General features: G+C 70.9%; 19 protein-coding genes. 14 read left to right on the top strand and 5 right to left on the bottom strand.

Annotated elements, in window-relative coordinates:
* Window positions 1-132: 132 nt before the first annotated feature.
* Window positions 133-597: a nuclear transport factor 2 family protein gene (locus ACFRKB_RS19320; RefSeq protein ID WP_383107186.1), complete on the bottom strand. Its 465-nt coding sequence runs from the start codon at window positions 595-597 to the stop codon at window positions 133-135.
* 220 nt (window positions 598-817) lie between these two features.
* On the opposite strand from ACFRKB_RS19320, the gene ACFRKB_RS19325 reads away from it, so the two are divergent.
* The 5 genes from ACFRKB_RS19325 to ACFRKB_RS19345 all read left to right on the top strand — a co-directional run bounded on the left by ACFRKB_RS19325 (window position 818) and on the right by ACFRKB_RS19345 (window position 5543).
* Complete coding sequence (locus ACFRKB_RS19325) at window positions 818-2008, top strand: SAM-dependent methyltransferase (RefSeq protein WP_383107187.1); 1191 nt, start codon at window positions 818-820, stop codon at window positions 2006-2008.
* Window positions 2009-2034: 26 nt separating this feature from the next.
* On the top strand, window positions 2035-2787 hold the full coding sequence (locus tag ACFRKB_RS19330; RefSeq protein ID WP_383107188.1) for a papain-like cysteine peptidase: 753 nt from the start codon (window positions 2035-2037) through the stop codon (window positions 2785-2787).
* Window positions 2784-3536, top strand: coding sequence for a PIG-L deacetylase family protein (locus ACFRKB_RS19335; protein ID WP_383107189.1), 753 nt, complete (start codon window positions 2784-2786; stop codon window positions 3534-3536). The genes ACFRKB_RS19330 and ACFRKB_RS19335 overlap by 4 nt, the downstream gene beginning before the upstream one ends.
* Window positions 3537-3645: 109 nt before the next feature.
* Window positions 3646-4497 carry a YhjD/YihY/BrkB family envelope integrity protein gene (locus ACFRKB_RS19340; RefSeq protein WP_383107191.1) on the top strand — a complete coding sequence of 284 codons (852 nt, stop codon included), beginning with the start codon at window positions 3646-3648 and terminating at the stop codon, window positions 4495-4497.
* 128 nt (window positions 4498-4625) lie between these two features.
* Window positions 4626-5543 (top strand): DMT family transporter, encoded by a 918-nt coding sequence (locus tag ACFRKB_RS19345; protein WP_383107192.1) that lies wholly within the window; start codon window positions 4626-4628, stop codon window positions 5541-5543.
* 95 nt (window positions 5544-5638) lie between these two features.
* On the opposite strand, the gene ACFRKB_RS19350 is transcribed toward ACFRKB_RS19345, so the two are convergent.
* The 3 genes from ACFRKB_RS19350 to ACFRKB_RS19360 form a co-directional block, all read right to left on the bottom strand.
* Window positions 5639-6094, bottom strand: coding sequence for a tellurite resistance TerB family protein (locus ACFRKB_RS19350; protein ID WP_030352289.1), 456 nt, complete (start codon window positions 6092-6094; stop codon window positions 5639-5641).
* A 70-nt stretch (window positions 6095-6164) separates the two neighbouring features.
* Window positions 6165-6743 carry a TerD family protein gene (locus ACFRKB_RS19355; protein ID WP_383107193.1) on the bottom strand — a complete coding sequence of 193 codons (579 nt, stop codon included), beginning with the start codon at window positions 6741-6743 and terminating at the stop codon, window positions 6165-6167.
* Window positions 6744-6807: 64 nt separating this feature from the next.
* Window positions 6808-7383, bottom strand: coding sequence for a TerD family protein (locus ACFRKB_RS19360; protein WP_365970395.1), 576 nt, complete (start codon window positions 7381-7383; stop codon window positions 6808-6810).
* A 188-nt stretch (window positions 7384-7571) separates the two neighbouring features.
* On the opposite strand from ACFRKB_RS19360, the gene ACFRKB_RS19365 reads away from it, so the two are divergent.
* The 6 genes from ACFRKB_RS19365 (at window position 7572) to ACFRKB_RS19390 (ending at window position 14188) form a co-directional block, all read left to right on the top strand.
* On the top strand, window positions 7572-8051 hold the full coding sequence (locus ACFRKB_RS19365) for a BlaI/MecI/CopY family transcriptional regulator (RefSeq protein ID WP_383107195.1): 480 nt from the start codon (window positions 7572-7574) through the stop codon (window positions 8049-8051).
* 3 nt (window positions 8052-8054) lie between these two features.
* A complete protein-coding gene (locus tag ACFRKB_RS19370; protein ID WP_383107196.1) occupies window positions 8055-9035 on the top strand; it encodes a M56 family metallopeptidase in 981 nt (326 codons plus the stop codon).
* A 124-nt stretch (window positions 9036-9159) separates the two neighbouring features.
* A complete protein-coding gene (locus ACFRKB_RS19375) occupies window positions 9160-10566 on the top strand; it encodes an LCP family protein (RefSeq protein WP_383107197.1) in 1407 nt (468 codons plus the stop codon).
* 206 nt (window positions 10567-10772) lie between these two features.
* Complete coding sequence (locus tag ACFRKB_RS19380; protein WP_383107199.1) at window positions 10773-12107, top strand: hemolysin family protein; 1335 nt, start codon at window positions 10773-10775, stop codon at window positions 12105-12107.
* On the top strand, window positions 12104-13135 hold the full coding sequence (locus ACFRKB_RS19385; RefSeq protein ID WP_383107200.1) for a hemolysin family protein: 1032 nt from the start codon (window positions 12104-12106) through the stop codon (window positions 13133-13135). The genes ACFRKB_RS19380 and ACFRKB_RS19385 overlap by 4 nt, the downstream gene beginning before the upstream one ends.
* A gap of 123 nt (window positions 13136-13258) precedes the next feature.
* Complete coding sequence (locus ACFRKB_RS19390; protein WP_383107202.1) at window positions 13259-14188, top strand: ion transporter; 930 nt, start codon at window positions 13259-13261, stop codon at window positions 14186-14188.
* Here ACFRKB_RS19390 and ACFRKB_RS19395 read toward each other — a convergent pair.
* A complete protein-coding gene (locus ACFRKB_RS19395; RefSeq protein ID WP_383107203.1) occupies window positions 14161-14970 on the bottom strand; it encodes an SAM-dependent methyltransferase in 810 nt (269 codons plus the stop codon). The two genes, ACFRKB_RS19390 and ACFRKB_RS19395, sit on opposite strands and share 28 nt — an antisense overlap.
* Window positions 14971-15289: 319 nt before the next feature.
* Between ACFRKB_RS19395 and ACFRKB_RS19400 the strand changes: the two genes are divergently transcribed.
* From ACFRKB_RS19400 to ACFRKB_RS19410, 3 genes are all read left to right on the top strand, one after another.
* Window positions 15290-15913, top strand: a complete 624-nt coding sequence (locus ACFRKB_RS19400) for an RNA polymerase sigma factor (RefSeq protein WP_383107204.1) — start codon at window positions 15290-15292, stop codon at window positions 15911-15913.
* A 3-nt stretch (window positions 15914-15916) separates the two neighbouring features.
* Entirely contained in the window at window positions 15917-16639 is a 723-nt protein-coding gene (locus ACFRKB_RS19405) for a hypothetical protein (protein ID WP_383107205.1), read from the top strand.
* Window positions 16640-16833: 194 nt separating this feature from the next.
* Window positions 16834-18027, top strand: coding sequence for an MFS transporter (locus ACFRKB_RS19410; protein ID WP_383107207.1), 1194 nt, complete (start codon window positions 16834-16836; stop codon window positions 18025-18027).
* The last annotated feature ends 10 nt before the right edge of the window (window positions 18028-18037 follow it).

Here is an 18037-nt window from a genome sequence, read left to right on the forward strand (position 1 = left end):
ATTGATCATTCTCCGGACCCGCCGCAGGCTCGCGTTCACCCGCGCGGGCGGCGTGCGGGAGCGCGGGGGCGTACCGGCTCGCCCCGGCGTGCGTCCCGGGCCTCGGCCGCCGCCGGGCTCGTACCGTCGGCGTCACCGACCGCCGAGACGTTCCGTCGCTCCCCCGAAGGGCAGGAACAGCGACCGGGCGGCGAGGAGCCAGTCGTCCCCGACCTTGCGGAAGGTGTCCTCGTAATGGCCGACATTCGCCGGTGGCCGGGCCGGGACGATCCCCTCGGTGTAGCCGTCGACCCGATAGGTCGCGAAGTACGAGAGGGCCGTGGCCGTGGTCGCGGAGACCACGGTGACGAGGACATTCGTACTCATCCGGCGCGACAGCCGGTCCGCGGGCCGGGAGTTGAAGTAGGCGCGGAGCGCGTCGCGCCCTTCCACCCGGCGGCCGTCATGAGCCCACTCCCAGACGCCGTCGGGCGTGAACAGGTCGGCGACCGTGCCCGGTTCCCCGAGGTCGAGCCGGCGGATGAACTCGGTGATCAGACGTTCGCACGCGCGCTCCGCGAGCAGACGGTCCAGGGGGCCGAGGGGTTCCGTGGTCATCTCCATTCCCGCTTCCTAGCAGCCGACGTCCCGTCAGCGCGCGGCGTTTCCGTCGGGTACGGCGTCCGTCGCCCGGCTCGGCCCTGTCCGGCCAAGGGTGGCCGCCGGTGGCCGGAACTCGACGATCAATCACCCAATTGGTCTGGACCACATAGGCGGTGAGCGCTAGGGTCCCTGCCAGCCGACACCTCGCACCGAGCACACCAAGGACCGAAGTACCGTGATTGATATCGTTGTCGTACTCCGGGCCGAGGACGCCGTCCTCGACTTCCTGTCCGTACTCACCGACGACGGCGGCGGCGAGACCCGGGTGATCCTCGCCGATCGCGCCGAGACGCTGACCCTCGACGCGGGCATGAGCGCACCGGAACGCCTCGCCCTGATCGCGTCCCATGTCGGGCCCGTGACGGACGGCATCGCCTCGCCGGGGCCCGGGGTACTTGCCACGCTCCTGCGTCAGGCGGCCGCCGGGCGGCCCTGCCGGATCTGGACGCACTCCCCCGCGGACAACCGGCGCAGCCGCGGGCGCCTCGGCCGTGACACCGCCCTCGCCCGCGCCGCCGCCACCGAAGACGCCGACCTCGCGGGGGCCGGGTTACGGCACGCCGTCGGGTTCTCGCCGTACCTCCAGATCGTCAGCGATCTCGACCGCCCGATGGGACGCGCACACATCGCCGCCAAGCTGGACTTCGTCAATGGCTCGTGCGGGCATCTGCTGGCCGAGGCCGACCCCGAGTTCGTCGTCCAGACACCGCATGTCCCCGCCGTCGAGCGCTTCTTCGACACCCACCCCGATGAGCGTGAGCGGCTCTTCGCGCTGCTCGCCAGCCTGGACGACGAGGCGGCGTCCGTGGTCGACCCCTGGGAGTTCGGCAGCTCGCCGTACGAGGCACGACGGCTGGACGCCACCGCGGCCTGGGTACGGGAGCAGTGCGCCGGAGCCGGCTCCGGCGGGGCGCTGGTGGAGGTGGGGGCCTGCGAGGGGGCGCTGACCCACCGGCTCGCCGCCGCCGGCTTCACCGTACGGGCCACCGAACCCAACGCGGTCTTCCGGCCCCGGCTCACCGCCGCGCTCGCCGGTACCGGCGGGGTCACCGTGGACGGCGCCGGTCTCGCGGAACTGGCCAAGGAGGACGCTCCCCGCGCCACCGCGCATCTGCTGATCGAGATGCTCTACTACGGCCAGGATCTGGCGCTCCTCGACGAGCTGGCCACGGATCTCGTCTTCGTCGCCCTCGAACCCGACGCGCTCGCCTCGCGCGTACGCCCCTGGCTGGAGCGGTCCGCCACCTGGCGGGCGGACGAGGAGATCGTTCTCGTGCCCCCTCAGTTGGAGACCGTCTGCGCGGGGCGCGCCTATCTGAGCAAGCGCGGCAGTGTGGGGCTGCTCCTGCGGCGCACGAGCGGCTGACCGCCCGGGGAGAACGGAGACCGGAGATGTGCGACAGGTATGACGCGCACAACGCGTACGACGTCTACGACCGCTGTGTGGGGCTGGGTTACCACTGTGAGTCGACCCATCAGATCCGCCGGATCACCGGCGATGACCGCGCGCACTTCTTCGACTGGCTCGATCTCGACTTCGAGTCCGTCGTGGAGACGATCGCCGGTGACTTCACCGATGTGCTGCGCCCCGGGCTGGTCGAACCGTTCAGCGACGGTCTGTGCGCGCTGGACCGGGGCTCCGACATCCGCTTCTTCCACGACTTCCGCCCCTCGTCCGGCACCACGCTCACCCGGTCCGACATCGATCGGCAACTCGACGGTGTGCGCGCCAAGTTCCGGGCGCTGGCCGAGCGCTGGCGTACGCTCGCGCGCTCGTCCGCGTATGTGCTGTACGTCCACCACGACGCCTTCGACGAACTCACCGCGGCCGATCTGCGCCGGCTGCGGCTGGTCATCGCGACGGCGTATCCGCGCCACCGGTTCGATCTGCTCTGGCTGCGCCGTACCCCGCCGCCGGACGGCGGCGCCCTCGGCCCCGGGATCAGCTGGGGCACGGTCGCGGCCGTCCCCGGGCGGTGGGAGGGCGACGACGCCGAGTGGGACGCCGCGCTCCGTGACATGCGGTTCGCCCCGCCCCCGCCCTCACGTGCGCCGGAAACGCGACCCGCACCAGAACCATCCGTATCGCCCGGACCATCCGCAACGCCCGCACCATCCGCCACCGACAGGAGCACGTCCGTATGACACCGCCCCCGCCCTCCACCGTGATCCTCTCCCCGCACTTCGACGACGCCGCGCTGTCGCTCGCGGGTCTGATCCCGGCGCTCGACTCGCCCGTCACCGTCGTGACCGTGTACGGCGGCGCCCCGTGTCCTGGACAGGAGGTCTCCTGGTGGGACACCACCTGCGGCTTCTCGTCGGGCGGCGAGGCACATCTCGCCCGGGTGGCGGAGGACACCCGGGCCTGTGCGCTGCTCGGTGTCGAGCGGGTCGTCCTCGGGCACCCCGACGGTCCGTACGGGGACGGCGGACCACTCCATGAGATCGACACGTATCTCGCCGATCTCGCCCCCGACACGCGGCTGCTGATTCCGATGGGCACCAACCAGGCCGATCACGCGAAGGTACGCGACCGTGCGCTGCGGGTCCTCGGCGAGCTCGGCAGGCCGCTCCCCCTCGTCTACGCCGATCTTCCCTATACGGGACATCTCAAGGAGTGGGGCGGCGCGGAGACCGATACGGCCCTCGCCGGGGACGAGCACTACGGAGCCGCCTACCGGGAGATCGCGAGCCGCTTCCGGACGCGGGCCGTTCACGATCTGACGCTGTCCGACGAGCAGTGGGCGGCCAAGCGCGCGGCGGTGCTCTGTTACGCCTCGCAGCTGGCGCCGCTCACCATCGACCACGGGAACGTGATGGCCCGGGGCGGTCCGCTGCGTGCCGAACGCGTCTGGGCGCTGGCGGAGGCCGAATCCCCGGGAGAGCCCGGGTAATACGCGCGTCGCCCCGCCGCCCCGCGGCCTGTCCGCGCGGGCGGGGCGCGCGGCACCCATCCGGGGGCCGTGGCCGGACGTGCCGCCCTCGGCGGGTAGTAGACGACCTATGACCCGCAAGCGTTTCGGTGCGACGGAGCACAGACACCGGTTCCAGAGCCTGTATCGCTCGATCGCCGCGTCCGCCGTGCTCGCCTGGAACCGCGGCCGTGAGATGGAGCTGATGCACCGGGCGATGAGCTTCGCCGCGCTCGGCTTCCTCACTCTCGTACCCCTGCTGATCCTCGTCGCCGCGGCCGACCCGGCGAGCGGCCAGGGGTTCGCCCGCTGGCTGGGGCAGGGGCTGGGGGTGTCGCCCTCCGCACAGCAGGAGATCCAGCAGCTGTTCGGCAGACCGGGCCAGGCGTTGCAGCGTACGACGGCGTTCGGCCTCGCCGCGCTCGCGGTGTTCGGGCTGACGTTCGGGGCCGCCGTACAGACCGGTTACGAGCGGGTCTGGGAGCTGCCGACGGCGCGCTGGCACACCATGTGGCGCCATGTGCTGTGGCTGGCCGGGCTCGTCTTCTTCCTTCTCGTCTTCGTCAATACGCCCGTGACCTCCGAGTCCGTGGTCGAGATCGTGTTCGCCACCGTGGGCGATCTGATCGGGACGTGTCTCTTCTTCTGGTGGTCGCAGCGGGTGCTCCTGGCCGGGCGCGTGCGCTGGCAGGCGCTCCTGTCCGGCGCCGTCGCGACGGCGGTGGGTCTGCTCGGACTGCGGGTGTTCTCGCGGGTCGTCTTCTCCCCGCTGATCGCCGCGAACGCGGTCACCTACGGCCCGTTCGGGACGGTTCTGGTCATCCAGTCCTGGCTGGTCGGCGTCGGATTCGTGGTCTACGGCGGCGCGCTGGTGGGCCGTCTCTTCCACGAGCACCGCACGTACCGGCGGATCCAGCGGTCCATCGACGCCGGGGGTCCCTGAGCCGTGCTCTTCACGCGCTCCCGCTCCCGCAGGTCTCTTCCCCGACGCCTTCACGCACCGGTACGGTGACCGTTCCCGCGCGAGCCGTCGAGGTCTCCGCACCCCGTGCCCGCTGGAGACCGTTCCCCGTGTCGTCGCTCGCCGCCCGGCTGCCCGCCCCCGTACCGCGCCGGGCCTGGCCGACCGATCTGCCCGTGCTGTTGATCGCCGTGGTCTGGGGCGCCAGCTATCTCGCCGCGAAGGGCATCGCGACCAGGGACACGGTCATCGCCGTCCTCGTGCTGCGCTTCGCGCTGGTCCTGCCGGTCCTGGTCGTCGCCGGGTGGCGCAGACTGCGGGCGCTGAAGGCGGCCCAGTGGCGTGGCGCCGGGCTGCTCGGGCTCGTACTGAGCGGGATCTTCCTGCTGGAGACCTATGGCGTCGTGCACACCTCGGCGACCAATGCCGGGCTGATCATCAGCCTCACCATGATCTTCACACCGCTCGCGGAGGCCGCGGTCACCCGGACCCGGCCGCCCGCTTCCTTCGTCGCCGCCGCCGGGCTCTCCGTGGCGGGGGTGGTGCTGCTGACCCGGAGCGGCGGGTTCACCGCCCCCTCGGGCGGCGATCTGCTGATGCTGCTGGCCGCGCTCGCCCGTACCTTCTATGTGCTGGCCATGGCCAGGACCAAGGCGGTGCGCCAGGCGGATTCGCTCTCGCTGACGACCGTCCAACTGGGCGGCGCCGTCGCGGTGTTGGCGGTCCTGGCGGCCCTGCCGGGCACCGGGCCCGCGCCCTGGACGGTGGCGGCCGGCTTCGGCGCCCGCGAGTGGGCGGCGCTGGCGTTCCTCGCCGTCTTCTGCACGCTGGGGGCCTTCTTCGTGCAGATGTGGGCGGTGCGCCGCACCTCACCGTCCCGGGTCAGCCTGCTGCTCGGTACGGAACCGCTGTGGGCGGCGGCGACCGGTATCGCGATCGGCGGCGAGCGGCTGGGAGCGGCCGGGGTGCTGGGAGCCGTGCTCGTGCTGACGGGTACGACCTGGGGACGCCGCGCGGCCGATCGCTGAGACGGCGAAGTACCGCGCGGGGGGTGCGGAGGGGGCGTGAGAGGGCGTGCGGGGGGCGTGCCGTACGACGGACGGCACGCCCCGGCTCATGACCGTCAGAGGTCGAACTCGCTCGGCGCGATGCCGACCGCGAAACAGGCCTCGCGGACGACCGCGCGCTCGCTCTCGTCGAAGTCGCCGTCGGCGCCGCCGATGACGATGCCGATCTGGATGACCGCGCGGGCCTCGGTGGGCTTCTTGGCGACCTTGCCGATGGTCTGCAGGACGCCGACCTTGCCGAAGTCGAAGTCGGCCGTCAGCTTCTGGCAGTAGTCGTTGAAGCGCGTCTGCAGATCGTCCGCGGGGAAGTTCTGCAGGACGTCGTTGGTCATGATCAGCGAGGCGACGCGCTGGCGCTCGGACGGGTCGATGGATCCGTCGGCCGCCGCGACCAGGGCGCACATCGCCATGCTGGCGTCACGGAAGGCGCCGCTCTTGAGGTCGTTCTTCTTCGCGTTCAGCTGCGTCTGCATCGACGCGGCGGAATCCTTGATGCGGTCCCACAGGGCCACGTGGAGTCTCCTGGATAGTGAGTGGCGGGGGTGATGGATGCCGGACGGAATGACGTCCGGGGTGGAGCGGCTACAGGTGGGGGACGACGGCCGGCATGAGGTCCTGGAACGTACGTCCCTCGGCGGGGGTGCCGATGGCGGACATCTGCCAGCCACCGCCGGAGCGGTACACCTTGGCCATGATCTGCGCGGTGTGCTTGCCGCCGCCGGTGAGTGTGTGGCGCGCCAGTTCCTGGCCGTTGGTCTCGTCGACCAGCCGGCAGAAGGCGTTGTCGACCTCTTCGAAGGTCTGGCCGGTGAAGGAGTTGACGGTGAAGACGATCTGGTCGACGTGGACGGGGACGCGCTGGAGGTCCACGACGATCGACTCGTCGTCACCACCCTGTCCCGCGCCGCCGACCCGGTTGTCGCCGGTGTGCCGCACCGAACCGTCATCGCTGGTCAGATGCTGGAAGAAGACGACATCGACGGCCTCCTTCCCGGCGAAGAGCAGCGCCGAGGCGTCCAGGTCGATCTCGCGGGCGGTCATACGGGCGAAGAAGCCCTTGCGGGCCGCCTGCCAGCCCAGGCCCATGCGGACGACGGTGAGTTCACCTCCGCCGGACTTGGTCAGGCTGATCTGCTGGCCCTTGGCAAGGTTGACGCTCATCGTTCGCTCCTGGGGGGCGTGGGGTCGTACGCGCGGGTCGGTACGGCGGATACGGGTACGGAGGTCAGACGTTGACGCCGTAGTCGGAGGCGATGCCGGCGAGACCGGAGGCGTACCCCTGGCCGATGGCACGGAACTTCCACTCGGCGCCGTTGCGGTAGAGCTCGCCGAAGACCATCGCGGTCTCGGTCGAGGCGTCCTCGCTCAGGTCGTAGCGCGCCAGCTCGGCGCCGCCCGCCTGGTTGACCACCCGGATGTACGCGTTGCGGACCTGCCCGAAGGACTGGCCACGGGACTCCGCGTCGTGGATCGACACCGGAAACACGATCTTGGTGATATCGGCGGGCACGGCGGCCAGATTGACCTTGACGGTCTCGTCGTCGCCGTCGCCCTCACCGGTGAGGTTGTCCCCGGTGTGCTCGACCGAACCGTCCGGGCTGGTCAGGTTGTTGTAGAAGACGAAGTGGCGGTCGGAGGCGACCTTGCCGGAGCCGTCGACCAGCAGGGCGCTGGCATCCAGATCGTGATCGGCGCCGGTGGTGGTCCGTACGTCCCAGCCGAGGCCGACCAGAACGGCGGTCAGACCGGGAGCCTCCTTGCTCAGCGAGACGTTGCCGCCCTTGGCGAGGCTCACACCCATATTGCTTCCCTTCTTCCGTCCCGGAACCGGGCGCGCCGGACGTCCCGGCGCGACGCGGTGCCGTGTGGCACCATCGTAAATCTACAACACTGTAGAAGTTGGCCGCCGTAAAGGTGCGCCGCGAAGAGCTGGTTAGGATGCCCCGGCCCCAGGGTGGCTGGGGCGGCGGTGCGGGAGGAGGTCATTTCGTGGCCGGGAACGCCGGGAACATCGGGAACGCCGAGTGCGTCGGGAACGCCGAGCGCGTCGGGAACGGGGACGACCGGGACCAGGCGTCCCGTACCCGCAGACGCGGCCAGGGCCAGCTGGAGGCCCAGGTGCTGGCCGTGCTGGGCTCGGCGACCTCACCCGTGGCCGCGACCTGGGTACAGGAACGGCTCGACGGGGAACTGGCGTACACCACCGTGATCACCATCCTCACGCGTCTCCTCGGCAAGCAGGCCGTGACCCGCAGCCGTTCGGGGCGCTCCTTCCTGTGGACGCCGGTGGCGGACGAGGCGGGCCTCACGGCCCTGCGGATGCGGCGGCTGCTCGATGAGCGGGACGACCGCGACGCGGTGCTCTCCAGCTTCGTGTCGGCGCTGTCCCCCCATGACGAGCAGGTGCTGCGCTCACTGCTCAAGGACGCCGGCCCCGAACCCCGATCCGAACCCGGTCCCGAAAGCTGATCCATGGGCGTCTTCGTCTTCCTGCCGCTCGTCCTGCCACTGACCGCGCTGCCGGTCGCACGGCTGGCCGAGCACCATCTGCATCCGCGCAACGCCGCGGTCTTACTCACCTCTGTCGCCGTGGTACTGGCGGCGTGCAGCACGTTCTGTCTCGGTCTGCTCGTGGTCGTCGGCACCGCGCAGCTGCCCGGGAATCCGCTCCCGGACAACTGGTCCGATCCCGAGGTACGGGCGGCCGTGCCGTACGACGAGGTCGCGGGCAAGGCCGCGATCGTCGCGCTGGCCCTTGTCGTCGTGGCGTGCGCGCTGACCGTACGGCGGCATCTGCGCTTCCGTTTCCGCGCGCACCGGGCGCTGGCCGGGCTCGGCTCCGCTGCCGGATCCGGTTCCGTCTCCCACTCCGGATACGGCTACGGCTACGGCTCCGAGGTCGCCGTCCTGGACGATGAGCAGCCCTACGCGTACGCACTGCCTGGCTCCCCCGGCCGGATCGTCGTCTCCACGGGCATGCTGTCCTGTCTGGACGCGGCCGAGCGGCGGGCGCTGCTCGCCCATGAGCGCGCCCATCTGGCCGGACGGCATCACCGGCTGCTGCTCGCCGTCCAGCTGGCCGGCTGCGCCAACCCCTTCCTGCGGCCACTGCGGGCCGCGGTGACATACAGCACGGAGCGCTGGGCGGACGAGGAGGCGGCGCGGGTCACCGGCGACCGGCGGATCACGGCGCGCGCGGTGGGCAAGGCCGCGCTGTTCTCGCGCCGGGTCGCGGCGCCGGGGCTGGCGGCGTTCGCCTCGGCGGGCCCGGTGCCGCGCCGGGTGGCGGCGCTGCTCGGCCCGGTGCCGCCGCGCAGGAGCTGGCCGCCCGCGCTGACCCGGGCCGGGATGGCCGCCTGTGTGGCGGCGGCCGGTACCGCCGCGTCCACCCTGTCCGCCCTCAACTCGGCCCTCGCGCTCTTCGTCGTCCTCGAAGCCGCCACACCGCTGTGAACGGCGGCGGAACACCCAGTTGTTTCTACAGATGTGTAGAGCCAGTAGAGTGCATCCGTCGCACGGGGCGATGACCGGCTTGTACGGACGAACGGCGGCCGGTAACGGGGCACGGAGGATCAGCGTGGGCAGGGAATCCAGCGGGCGGCGGGGCCGCTCCGCGGGCGGGGGTCACCGGGGCAGCCGGCGAGCGGGCCGGGCCAAGCTGACCCGGCGCGGCCGAATAGCCGTCTGGTCGGGCGGGGCACTGGCCGTGGTGCTCATCGGGGTGTCGGGCGCGGCGGCCTGGGTCTACGCGGACCTCAACGGCAATATCAACTCCGCCGACGTGGACAACAAGATCGGCGGCAACCGGCCGGTCAATCTGAGCCCGGGATCCAAGAACATCCTCGTGGTGGGGTCCGACTCACGGGGCGGCGACAACGCGAAGTACGGCAAGGGCCTGACCACCATGCAGTCGGACACGCTGATGGTCCTGCATGTGTCCGCCGACCGTAAGTGGGCCACGGTCGTCTCACTCCCCCGCGACTCATGGGTGGACATACCGTCCTGCGACAAGGGGGACGGCAGCAAGTCCGCGCCGCACAAGTTCAAGATCAACGAGGCGTTCGCCATCGGCGGTACGACCGGCGAGGTGTCCGGCGCCGCCGCCTGCACCATCAAAGCGGTGGAGCAGAACACCGGCCTGCGCATGGACCACTTCATGTCCGTCGACTTCCAGGGCTTCAAGGGCATGGTCAACGCGCTGGACGGCATCGAGGTCTGCCCCGAGACCGCGATCCACGACAAGAAGGCCCATCTCGACCTGGACGCCGGGTGCCAGACGGTCAGGGACGAGGACGCCCTCGGGTACGTACGGACGCGCTACAGCGTCGGGGACGGCTCCGATCTGGGGCGTATCGGCCGGCAGCAGGAGTTCATGGAGGCCCTGGCCGCCAAGGCCCAGGAGAAGCTGACCAGCCCGAACGCGCTGTACGGTTTCCTGGACTCGGCGACGAAGTCGCTCACCACGGACAAGGCGCTGGCCGGGATCAAGCCCCTCTCCGGTCTCGCGTCCGAGGTCAAGGGAATCCCCACCGACCGGCTGACGTTCCTGACAGTGCCGAACTACGCGCGGGAGGCCGATGTGCCGACCGACAAGGCGAATGTCGTGTGGCAGTATCCGCAGGCAGCGGAGTTGTTCGCCGCCCTGGCGAAGGACACCGAGGTCGACAAGGAGAAGCTGGAAGCCGACGCGAAGACCCCGGTCTACGCCCACACGGTGCGCGTCCAGGTCCTCAACGGCTCCGGCACCACGGGCCGGGGCGCGGAGGTCGCCGAGACGCTGCGGTCGGCGGGATTCACGGTCGTCGGGGTCGGAAACGCGCCCGAGGACACGAAGAAGAGCACGGTCGAGTATCCGCAGGACCAGGCGGAAGCGGCCGAGGTACTGGCCTCACGGCTGCCGGGCAGTGTCGCCCGGGAGGACGCCGAGGCCGCCCCGGGAGTGGTGACACTGACCGTGGGCACGGACTTCGGCGCCATCCGATGAGGTAACGCGGTCCGATGATCTGAGCGATGTCGTGCGTCGGACACGGCATTGCACTGCTTTGCGAATCCTTTACTATTGCTGGACGGGGTGCCCACCCCGTCCATACCACCTGACCCGAGAAGGAGCTGCGGTCCCGCAATGGGTGAGCCTCCCAGTACGAGCCGTGCCGTCCCCGTCCCGTCGAGCGATGGACCGGAGGTGGCACGGTGACCGAAGTGCTTCTGTTGCTCCTCGCCCTCGCGCTCACCCTCGCCTGTGCGGTGTTCGTCGCGGCCGAGTTCTCCCTGACCACCATCGAGCGCGGCGAGCTGGAACGCGCCGCCGCCGCTGGTGAGCGCGGCGCCGCGAGCGCGCTGGCGGCGGCCAAGCGGCTGACCTTCCAGCTCTCCGGCGCCCAGCTGGGCATCACGGTGACCTCGCTGGTCATCGGCATGCTCGCCGAACCGTCCCTGGCCGTGCTCCTGCGCGGCCCACTGGAGGCGGTCGGACTGCCGGCGGGCGCGGTGTCCACCGTCGCCACGCTGCTGGGCGTCGCCATGTCCACCGTCGTGCTGATGGTCATCGGCGAGCTGGTCCCGAAGAACTGGGCGATCTCCAGCCCGCTCGCGGTCGCCAAGGTCGTGGCCGGGCCCCAGCGCGCGTTCACCGCCGCGTTCGGCCCGCTGATCAGGCATCTCAACAACACGGCGAACCGTCTGGTACGCCGCTTCGGGCTGGAGCCCGCCGAAGAGCTGGCCTCCGCCCGTACCCCCGAGGAACTGGTCGCCCTGGCGCGGCACTCGGCCCGGGAGGGCGCCATAGAGGCGGACTCCGCCGAGCTGTTCGTACGGACCCTGCATCTGGCCGACCTGAACGCGGAGAACGTGATGACGCCGCGCGTGGACGTACGGGCCCTGGAGGCGCATGCCACCGCCACGGACGCGGCGAATCTGACGCTGGCCACCGGCCTGTCCCGGTTCCCGGTCTACCGCGACAGCCTCGACGAGGTGATCGGCACCATCCATATCCGTGATGTCCTCGCCCTGGACGAGAGCAAGCGCGACGACACCCTCGTGACCGAGCTGGCCACCAGCCCGCTGCTCGTGCCGGACTCCCTTCCGGTGGACCGGCTGCTGCGGCGCCTGCGCGACTCTCGGACGATGGCCGTGGTCATAGACGAGTACGGCGGCACCGCCGGTGTCGCCACCGTCGAGGACATCGTCGAGGAGGTCATCGGCGAGGTACGTGACGAGCACGACCCGGACGAGACCCCCGACCTGGCACCGGGCCGGCCGGCCGCCGACGGCCGCCGCGTCTGGGAGGCGGACGGCAGTGTCCGTCTCGACCAGCTCCAGCAGATCGGCTTCGACGCGCCCGAGGGCCCGTACGAGACGCTCGCCGGGCTGCTCGCCACCCGGCTGGAGCGGCTGCCCGTACTGACCGACACGCTGGAGATCGAGGGCTGGCAGTTCGCGGTCCTGCGGATCGAGCACCACCGGGCCGACCGGGTCAGGGTCAGCGCGCCCGCCCCGGCCGCCCAGCTCGCGGAGGAGAACCGATGACCGGCCTGCAGCTCGCCATCGGCGTGCTCACCCTGTTCACCAACGCGTTCTTCGTCGGCGCCGAGTTCGCCCTGATCTCCGTACGGCGCAGTCAGATCGAGCCCCTGGCGGTCAAGGGCAGCCGCCGGGCCAAGAGCACCCTGTGGGGTCTGGAGCATCTGTCCGCGGCCATGGCCACGGCTCAGCTGGGCATCACCATCTCCTCGCTGGTGCTGGGTGCCGTCGCCGAACCGGCGATCGCCCATCTGCTGGAGCCGCCGTTCGAGGCGATCGGTGTGCCGGAGGCGCTGATCCATCCGATCGCGTTCGTGATCGCGCTGACGCTGGCGACGTATCTGCACATGCTGATCGGCGAGATGGTGCCGAAGAACATCGCGCTGGCCGCGCCGGCCCCGACCGCGCTCGCGCTGGGGCCCGCCCTGGTCGGGCTGACCCGGGCGCTGCGCCCGGTGATCTTCGGGATCAACGCGTTCGCCAACACCATCCTGCGGCTGCTGAAGGTCGAGCCCAAGGACGAGGTCGCGTCGGTCTTCACCGACGACGAACTCGCCCGTCTGGTCAAGGACTCCAGCGAGGCTGGGCTGCTGGACCCCGCGGACGGCGAGCGGCTGCGCGATGCCCTGGAGCTGGGGACGCGTCCGGTGGGTGAGGTGATGGTCCCGCTCAACCGGATGATCACCGTCGACCATGAGACCACCCCGCAGCAGCTGGAGCGCGCCGCGGCGTCCTCCGGCTTCTCGCGGCTGCCGGTCACCGGACCCGACAACACGATCCTGGGCTATCTGCACATCAAGGACGCCCTCGGTGCGGGCGATCGGACCCTGCCGTTCCCGCGCAGCGCGCTGCACACGGTGATCAGGGTGGAGATCGACACCCCTCTCGACGACACCATGACGGCCATGCGCGCCGCCGGTACCCATCTCGCCGCGGTCAGCGGCGACAAGGGGACCGTCATCGGCTTCGTCACCATGGAAGACGTCCTGGAGGAACTGGTCGGCCCCGCGGCCGGCTCACCGACCGCCGCGTAGCCGCGCGGTGGACGAGCGGCCGGTGCCCCGCCCCGGGCACCGGCCGCTCTCCCTGTCCGGGTCCCTGGCCATGTCCGGGTCCGAGTCCGTTATCAGCATCCGTATGGGGAATGGGTTCATCTGATGTCCGACGGGACGAGCCGGTTACAGCCGGCTCTCGCCGACCGCAGCCGGCGCATCGTGGAGTCCGCCGGTTTCGACACCGCGGTGTTCTGCCTCATCATCGGCAACGCCGTCCTGCTCGGCATCGAGACCTACACCGGCGCGGTCGACCAGTGGCACGGGGAGCTGAAGGCCGCCGAGCAGTTCTTCCTCGTCGCGTTCGCGTCGGAAATCCTGCTGCGCGCCGCCACCTACGCGGAGCGTCCCAAGGACTTCTTCCGCGATCCCTGGAACGTCTTCGACCTGGCGGTCGTGGGGCTCGCCCTCACGCCCTTCGCCCGCGAGAACGCCACCGTCCTGCGGCTGCTCCGGCTCGCACGCGTGCTGCGCGCCGCGCGCTTCCTGCCCCAGCTCCGCATCGTCATCGTCGCCGTCGGCAAGAGCCTGCCGGGCACACTCAGCTTCGTCCTGGTCGGTGCGCTGCTGCTGTATGTGTACGCCATGCTCGGCTGGGTCTTCTTCGCCGCGGCCGACCCGGAACACTACGGTTCGCTGGGCCGTGCCGCCCTCACACTCTTTCTGCTGATCACGCTCGACGGCCTCGGGGACGCGGTGCGGGGCGGCCTGGAGGTCTCGCGCTGGACGATCGTCTACTTCGCCTCGTTCGTGCTGCTCGGGTCGTTCCTGCTCGTCAATCTGCTGATCGGGGTCGTCATCAACTCCCTTGAGGAGGCACGTGAACTGGAGGACGAGCGGGCCCGCGAGAGCCCTGCCGTACCGATGGCGCCGGCCGTGGACGAGTCGCGGGCGGTGCTGCTCGCCCGGATAGCCGCCGCGCGCCGCGCGCTGGACGAGGTCGAGGCCGGACTCGCGGCGGCGCACCACGAGAGCGAGGGGCACCACCGCGCGGCGCCGGGCGGCGGTCAGGGTTTGCGCGCCACCCCCACGTAGCAGGCGGCTTCCTTGTTGGTGACGTGCCCGCTCTGCTCGCCGGGGTCGGGGCGCCACTCGTGCGAGGGCGTGATCCCCGGTTCGAGCAGCTGCCAGCCGGCGAAGAAGCGGGCGATCTCCTCGCGGGTGCGCGCCTGTCCCGGTGTGCCCGCGGCGCGGTAGGCCGTGGTGAGCCGCGCGATGCCCTCGGGGTCGAACTCGGTGGTGACATGCGCGATGGCGAGCGTGGAGCCGGACGGCAGCGCGGACTTGAGGCGTTCGACGATGTCATGGGCGTCGTGCTCGTCGGTGACGAAGTGGAGCAGCGCGTTGAGGCTGAGCGCGATGGGGCGGGAGAAGTCGAGCGTCGTGCGTATCTCCTCGGCGGCCAACAGGGCCTCGGGGTCGGTGACATCGGCCTCCGCGTACGCGGTGCGTCCCGCGGGATGGCTGTGCAGCAGCGCGCGGGCGTGGGCCAGCACGATCGGATCGTTGTCCGTGTAGACGACGTGTGCCTCCGGGACCTCCCGCTGGGCGACCTCGTGGAGGTTCGGGGAGGTGGGGATGCCGGTGCCGATGTCGAGGAACTGCCGCATGCCCCGCCGCGCGAGGAAGCGGACGGAGCGGTGCATGAAGCGCCGGTTGATGCGGGCGGTGGAGAGGATGGAGGGGAAGGCGGAGATGGCCCTCGCGGCGGCCTCGCGGTCCGCCGGGAAGTTGGTCGTCCCGCCCAGGTAGTAGTCGTACATCCGGGCGGAGTGCGCCCGGTCCAGTTCGAGATCCACCGCACCGTTGTCGCCCATCGCGCGACCCCCGTCCTCAATCGCCGGATACAGTCGGTGACTTCCCACCGACACATGCGGACAACCGTACGAGATGGCCCAACTGTCCCTGCGCGCAGGCCATATGACGGTGAGTCGACACACAGTCCGCCGAACGATACGGAAACACCGCCCGTCCTACGGCCCAGTAATCATATGATGACGGTCCGCGTGAAATCCCCGGGTGTGTCCCGCACATCGAGGGGGCTCATCCGGTTGGCTGACAGCTGAAGAGAGGCACACCTCTCGCACCGACGCCCTCCGCCGTGGAGCGGCGCGGTGTCCAGGGAACGGGGCATATGTGCACGTCGATCCGGAACATCCGGTGGTCCGCGTCTCCCACGGCGCCCTGGGCGTGGATGACCGCGGCCTCCCGGTCTCCCCGGACGGAACGGTCCACCGGCTGGCGCTGACCTTCGACGCGTTCGACGCACGCCACCACACGTTATGGCTGCGCTACGCCCATACCCAGGTGGGCAGTCGGGGCGCCGCCGAGACCGTGGTCGACACCACCTGCGCCCGGCTGCTGGAGCACTGGCCGCATGTGCTGGCCCAAGAATCGGTGGCCCGGTACGCGTGGGCGCTCCTCAAGGAGGAGGTGGCGTGGTGGCTGGACGACCACGACAGGGAACCGGCGCTGATCGGCACCGCCGCCTTCCATGCCGCGGTCCGCAAGCTCCTCGACCACGAGAAGCGCGATCAATTCGATGTGCTGCAACGGGAGATGCGGCTGTACGGAGCCATCTCCCGGCTTCCCGAGCGGCAGTACGACGTGGTCGTGCTGCGTTACGTCCTCCAGGTCCCGGACGAGGAGGTCGCCGAGTACATGGGCATCGAGGTCGCCACCGTACGGTCCCATGTACGGCACGCCCGCCGACGGCTGGCCAAGCACCTCGACGTACGAGAGACCGAGACGGAGGAGTAGACCGTGCGCCACACCGACGAACCCGACGCCGGAACGGTCGACGCGCTGCTGAACGACGCGGAAGTCCTCATCGACACCTATGACGACTACGACACCGCCGCGGCGCGGAGCCGGGCCGGGGCGCGGCCGACGGTGCGGGGAGCGGAGTGTCGCCCGGACCCGGGCGAGGCGCCGCACCGTTATCCCTCGGCCCACGAGCAGGCCGCGCATGATCTCAGCCTCGCCGTCGCGCTCGTCCTCAACGCACCGGAGGCGGCGGCCAGTCTGTCCCGGCTGGTGGACCATGACCGTATCGATCCCGAGGGCGCCGTCGTCTTCGCGGCCCTTCTGCATCTGACCGGGCACCGCGACGCGGCCCAGTTCTGGTGGCAGTTCGCGGCCGGCGGCGGCAATCGCACCGCGGCCTTCTGTCTCTTCCTCGCCCATCAGCAGCGGGCCGAGTTCAAGGACGCGGCGTACTGGCGCGGCCAGTCCCGTCATCTGCCGGGGCCGGGACGGCCCGCGACGGCGCCCGCGCTCTCGTCGCTGCTGCCCGAGACGGTCCGGCACGATCTGCTCAGCCAGTGCCATCACGGCCGTCATCCCACACTGCCCGCCGCGCTGGAGGCCGTGATCAACCGGCTCCGCGTGGACAGCGCCGACGAGGACTTCGGCGAGGTCCCCCAGCCCGGCCCCTCCCTGACCACCGACCTCAGCCGGGGCACCGGCGGCCGTCCTGCCGGATAGCGCGCGGTCTCGTGACGCGGGGCCGCGCGATGCGGCGCGTCACCTCTTATGCCGGTCCCGGATGGCACGAAAGTCCGGCAGGGGCATTTGATGTATCCAAGCGTGCGCCCCTCCGGCGCACGGTGGCTCGTCATCCCGATGCGCCGCCAGAGAGCAGCCGGTACGGCCGACGACGGCTGAAGGACGGGGCTGGTATGACGGATCGCGCGCACGGGAGCCGGCACCTCGGCTATCCGGCGGCCGCCGGGGTGTTCGCCATCGGCATGACCGGTACGACGCTGCCCACCCCGCTGTACGGGCTCTACCGCCAACAGCTCGGCTTCTCCGAGCTGATCGTGACGGTCGTGTTCGCCGTCTACGCCCTCGGGGTGATCACCGTACTGCTCCTGGCGGGCGACCTCTCCGACCAGGTGGGCCGGCGGCCGGTGCTGCTGGCCGCGCTGGCGCTGGCCGCCGGCAGCGCCTTCTGCTTCCTGTTCGAGGGCGGGCTTCCGCTGCTGTTCACGGGCCGGCTGCTGTCGGGCTTCTCCGCCGGGCTGCTCAGCGGCGCGGCGACGGTCACCGTGCTGGAGCTGGCCCCGCCCGGTAAGGAGGCACGGGCGGGGCTCGCCGCGACCGCCGCGAACATGGGCGGCCTGGGCTGCGGCCCGCTGCTGGCCGGGCTGCTCGCGCAGTACGCGCCATGGCCGCTGCGGCTGCCCTTCCTCGTCCATCTCGCGCTGTTGGCCGTGGCGTGCGTACTGACCTGGTTCCTGCCGGAGACGGTCGCGCACCCGGAGCGGCGGCCCCGGCTGAAGCCGCAGGGGCTGGTGGTGCCGCCGGAGGTACGCGGGGTGTTCGCGCCGTCCGCGCTCGCCGCGTTCGCGGGCTTCGCCCTGCTGGGTCTGTTCACGGCGGTGGCGCCGTCCTTCGTGTCCGAGACTCTGAAGGTCAGCAACCTGGCCGTCTCGGGAGCGGTCGTCTTCTCGGTCTTTCTCGCCTCCACGATCGGCCAGTCGCTGATGGGGCGTCTGGGGGTACGCCGGGCGCTGCCGGACGGCTGTCTGGTGCTGGTGGCCGGTCTCGTGCTGGTGGGCACGTCGCTGGCGGTGGAGTCGCTGGCGCTGCTCGTCACCGGCGCGGTACTCGGCGGTCTGGGACAGGGGCTGTCCTTCCGCGCGGCGATGACCGCCGTCAGCGGCGCGGCGCCGCCCGAGCACCGGGGCGGCACGGTCTCCGCGCTGTTCGTCACCGCGTATGCGGGAATCTCGCTGCCCGTCGTCGGCGTCGGCGCGCTGACGCTCGGGCTGGGACTGAAGGGCGCGGGGCTGACGTTCACGGCGTGTGTGATGGTGCTGGTGGCGTGCGTCGCACTGTATCTCGTGCGCCGGCCCCTGCCGGAGAGCTGACGGGGACCGG

Source organism: Streptomyces scopuliridis, assembly GCF_042790125.1.
Lineage (GTDB): Bacteria > Actinomycetota > Actinomycetes > Streptomycetales > Streptomycetaceae > Streptomyces > Streptomyces scopuliridis_A.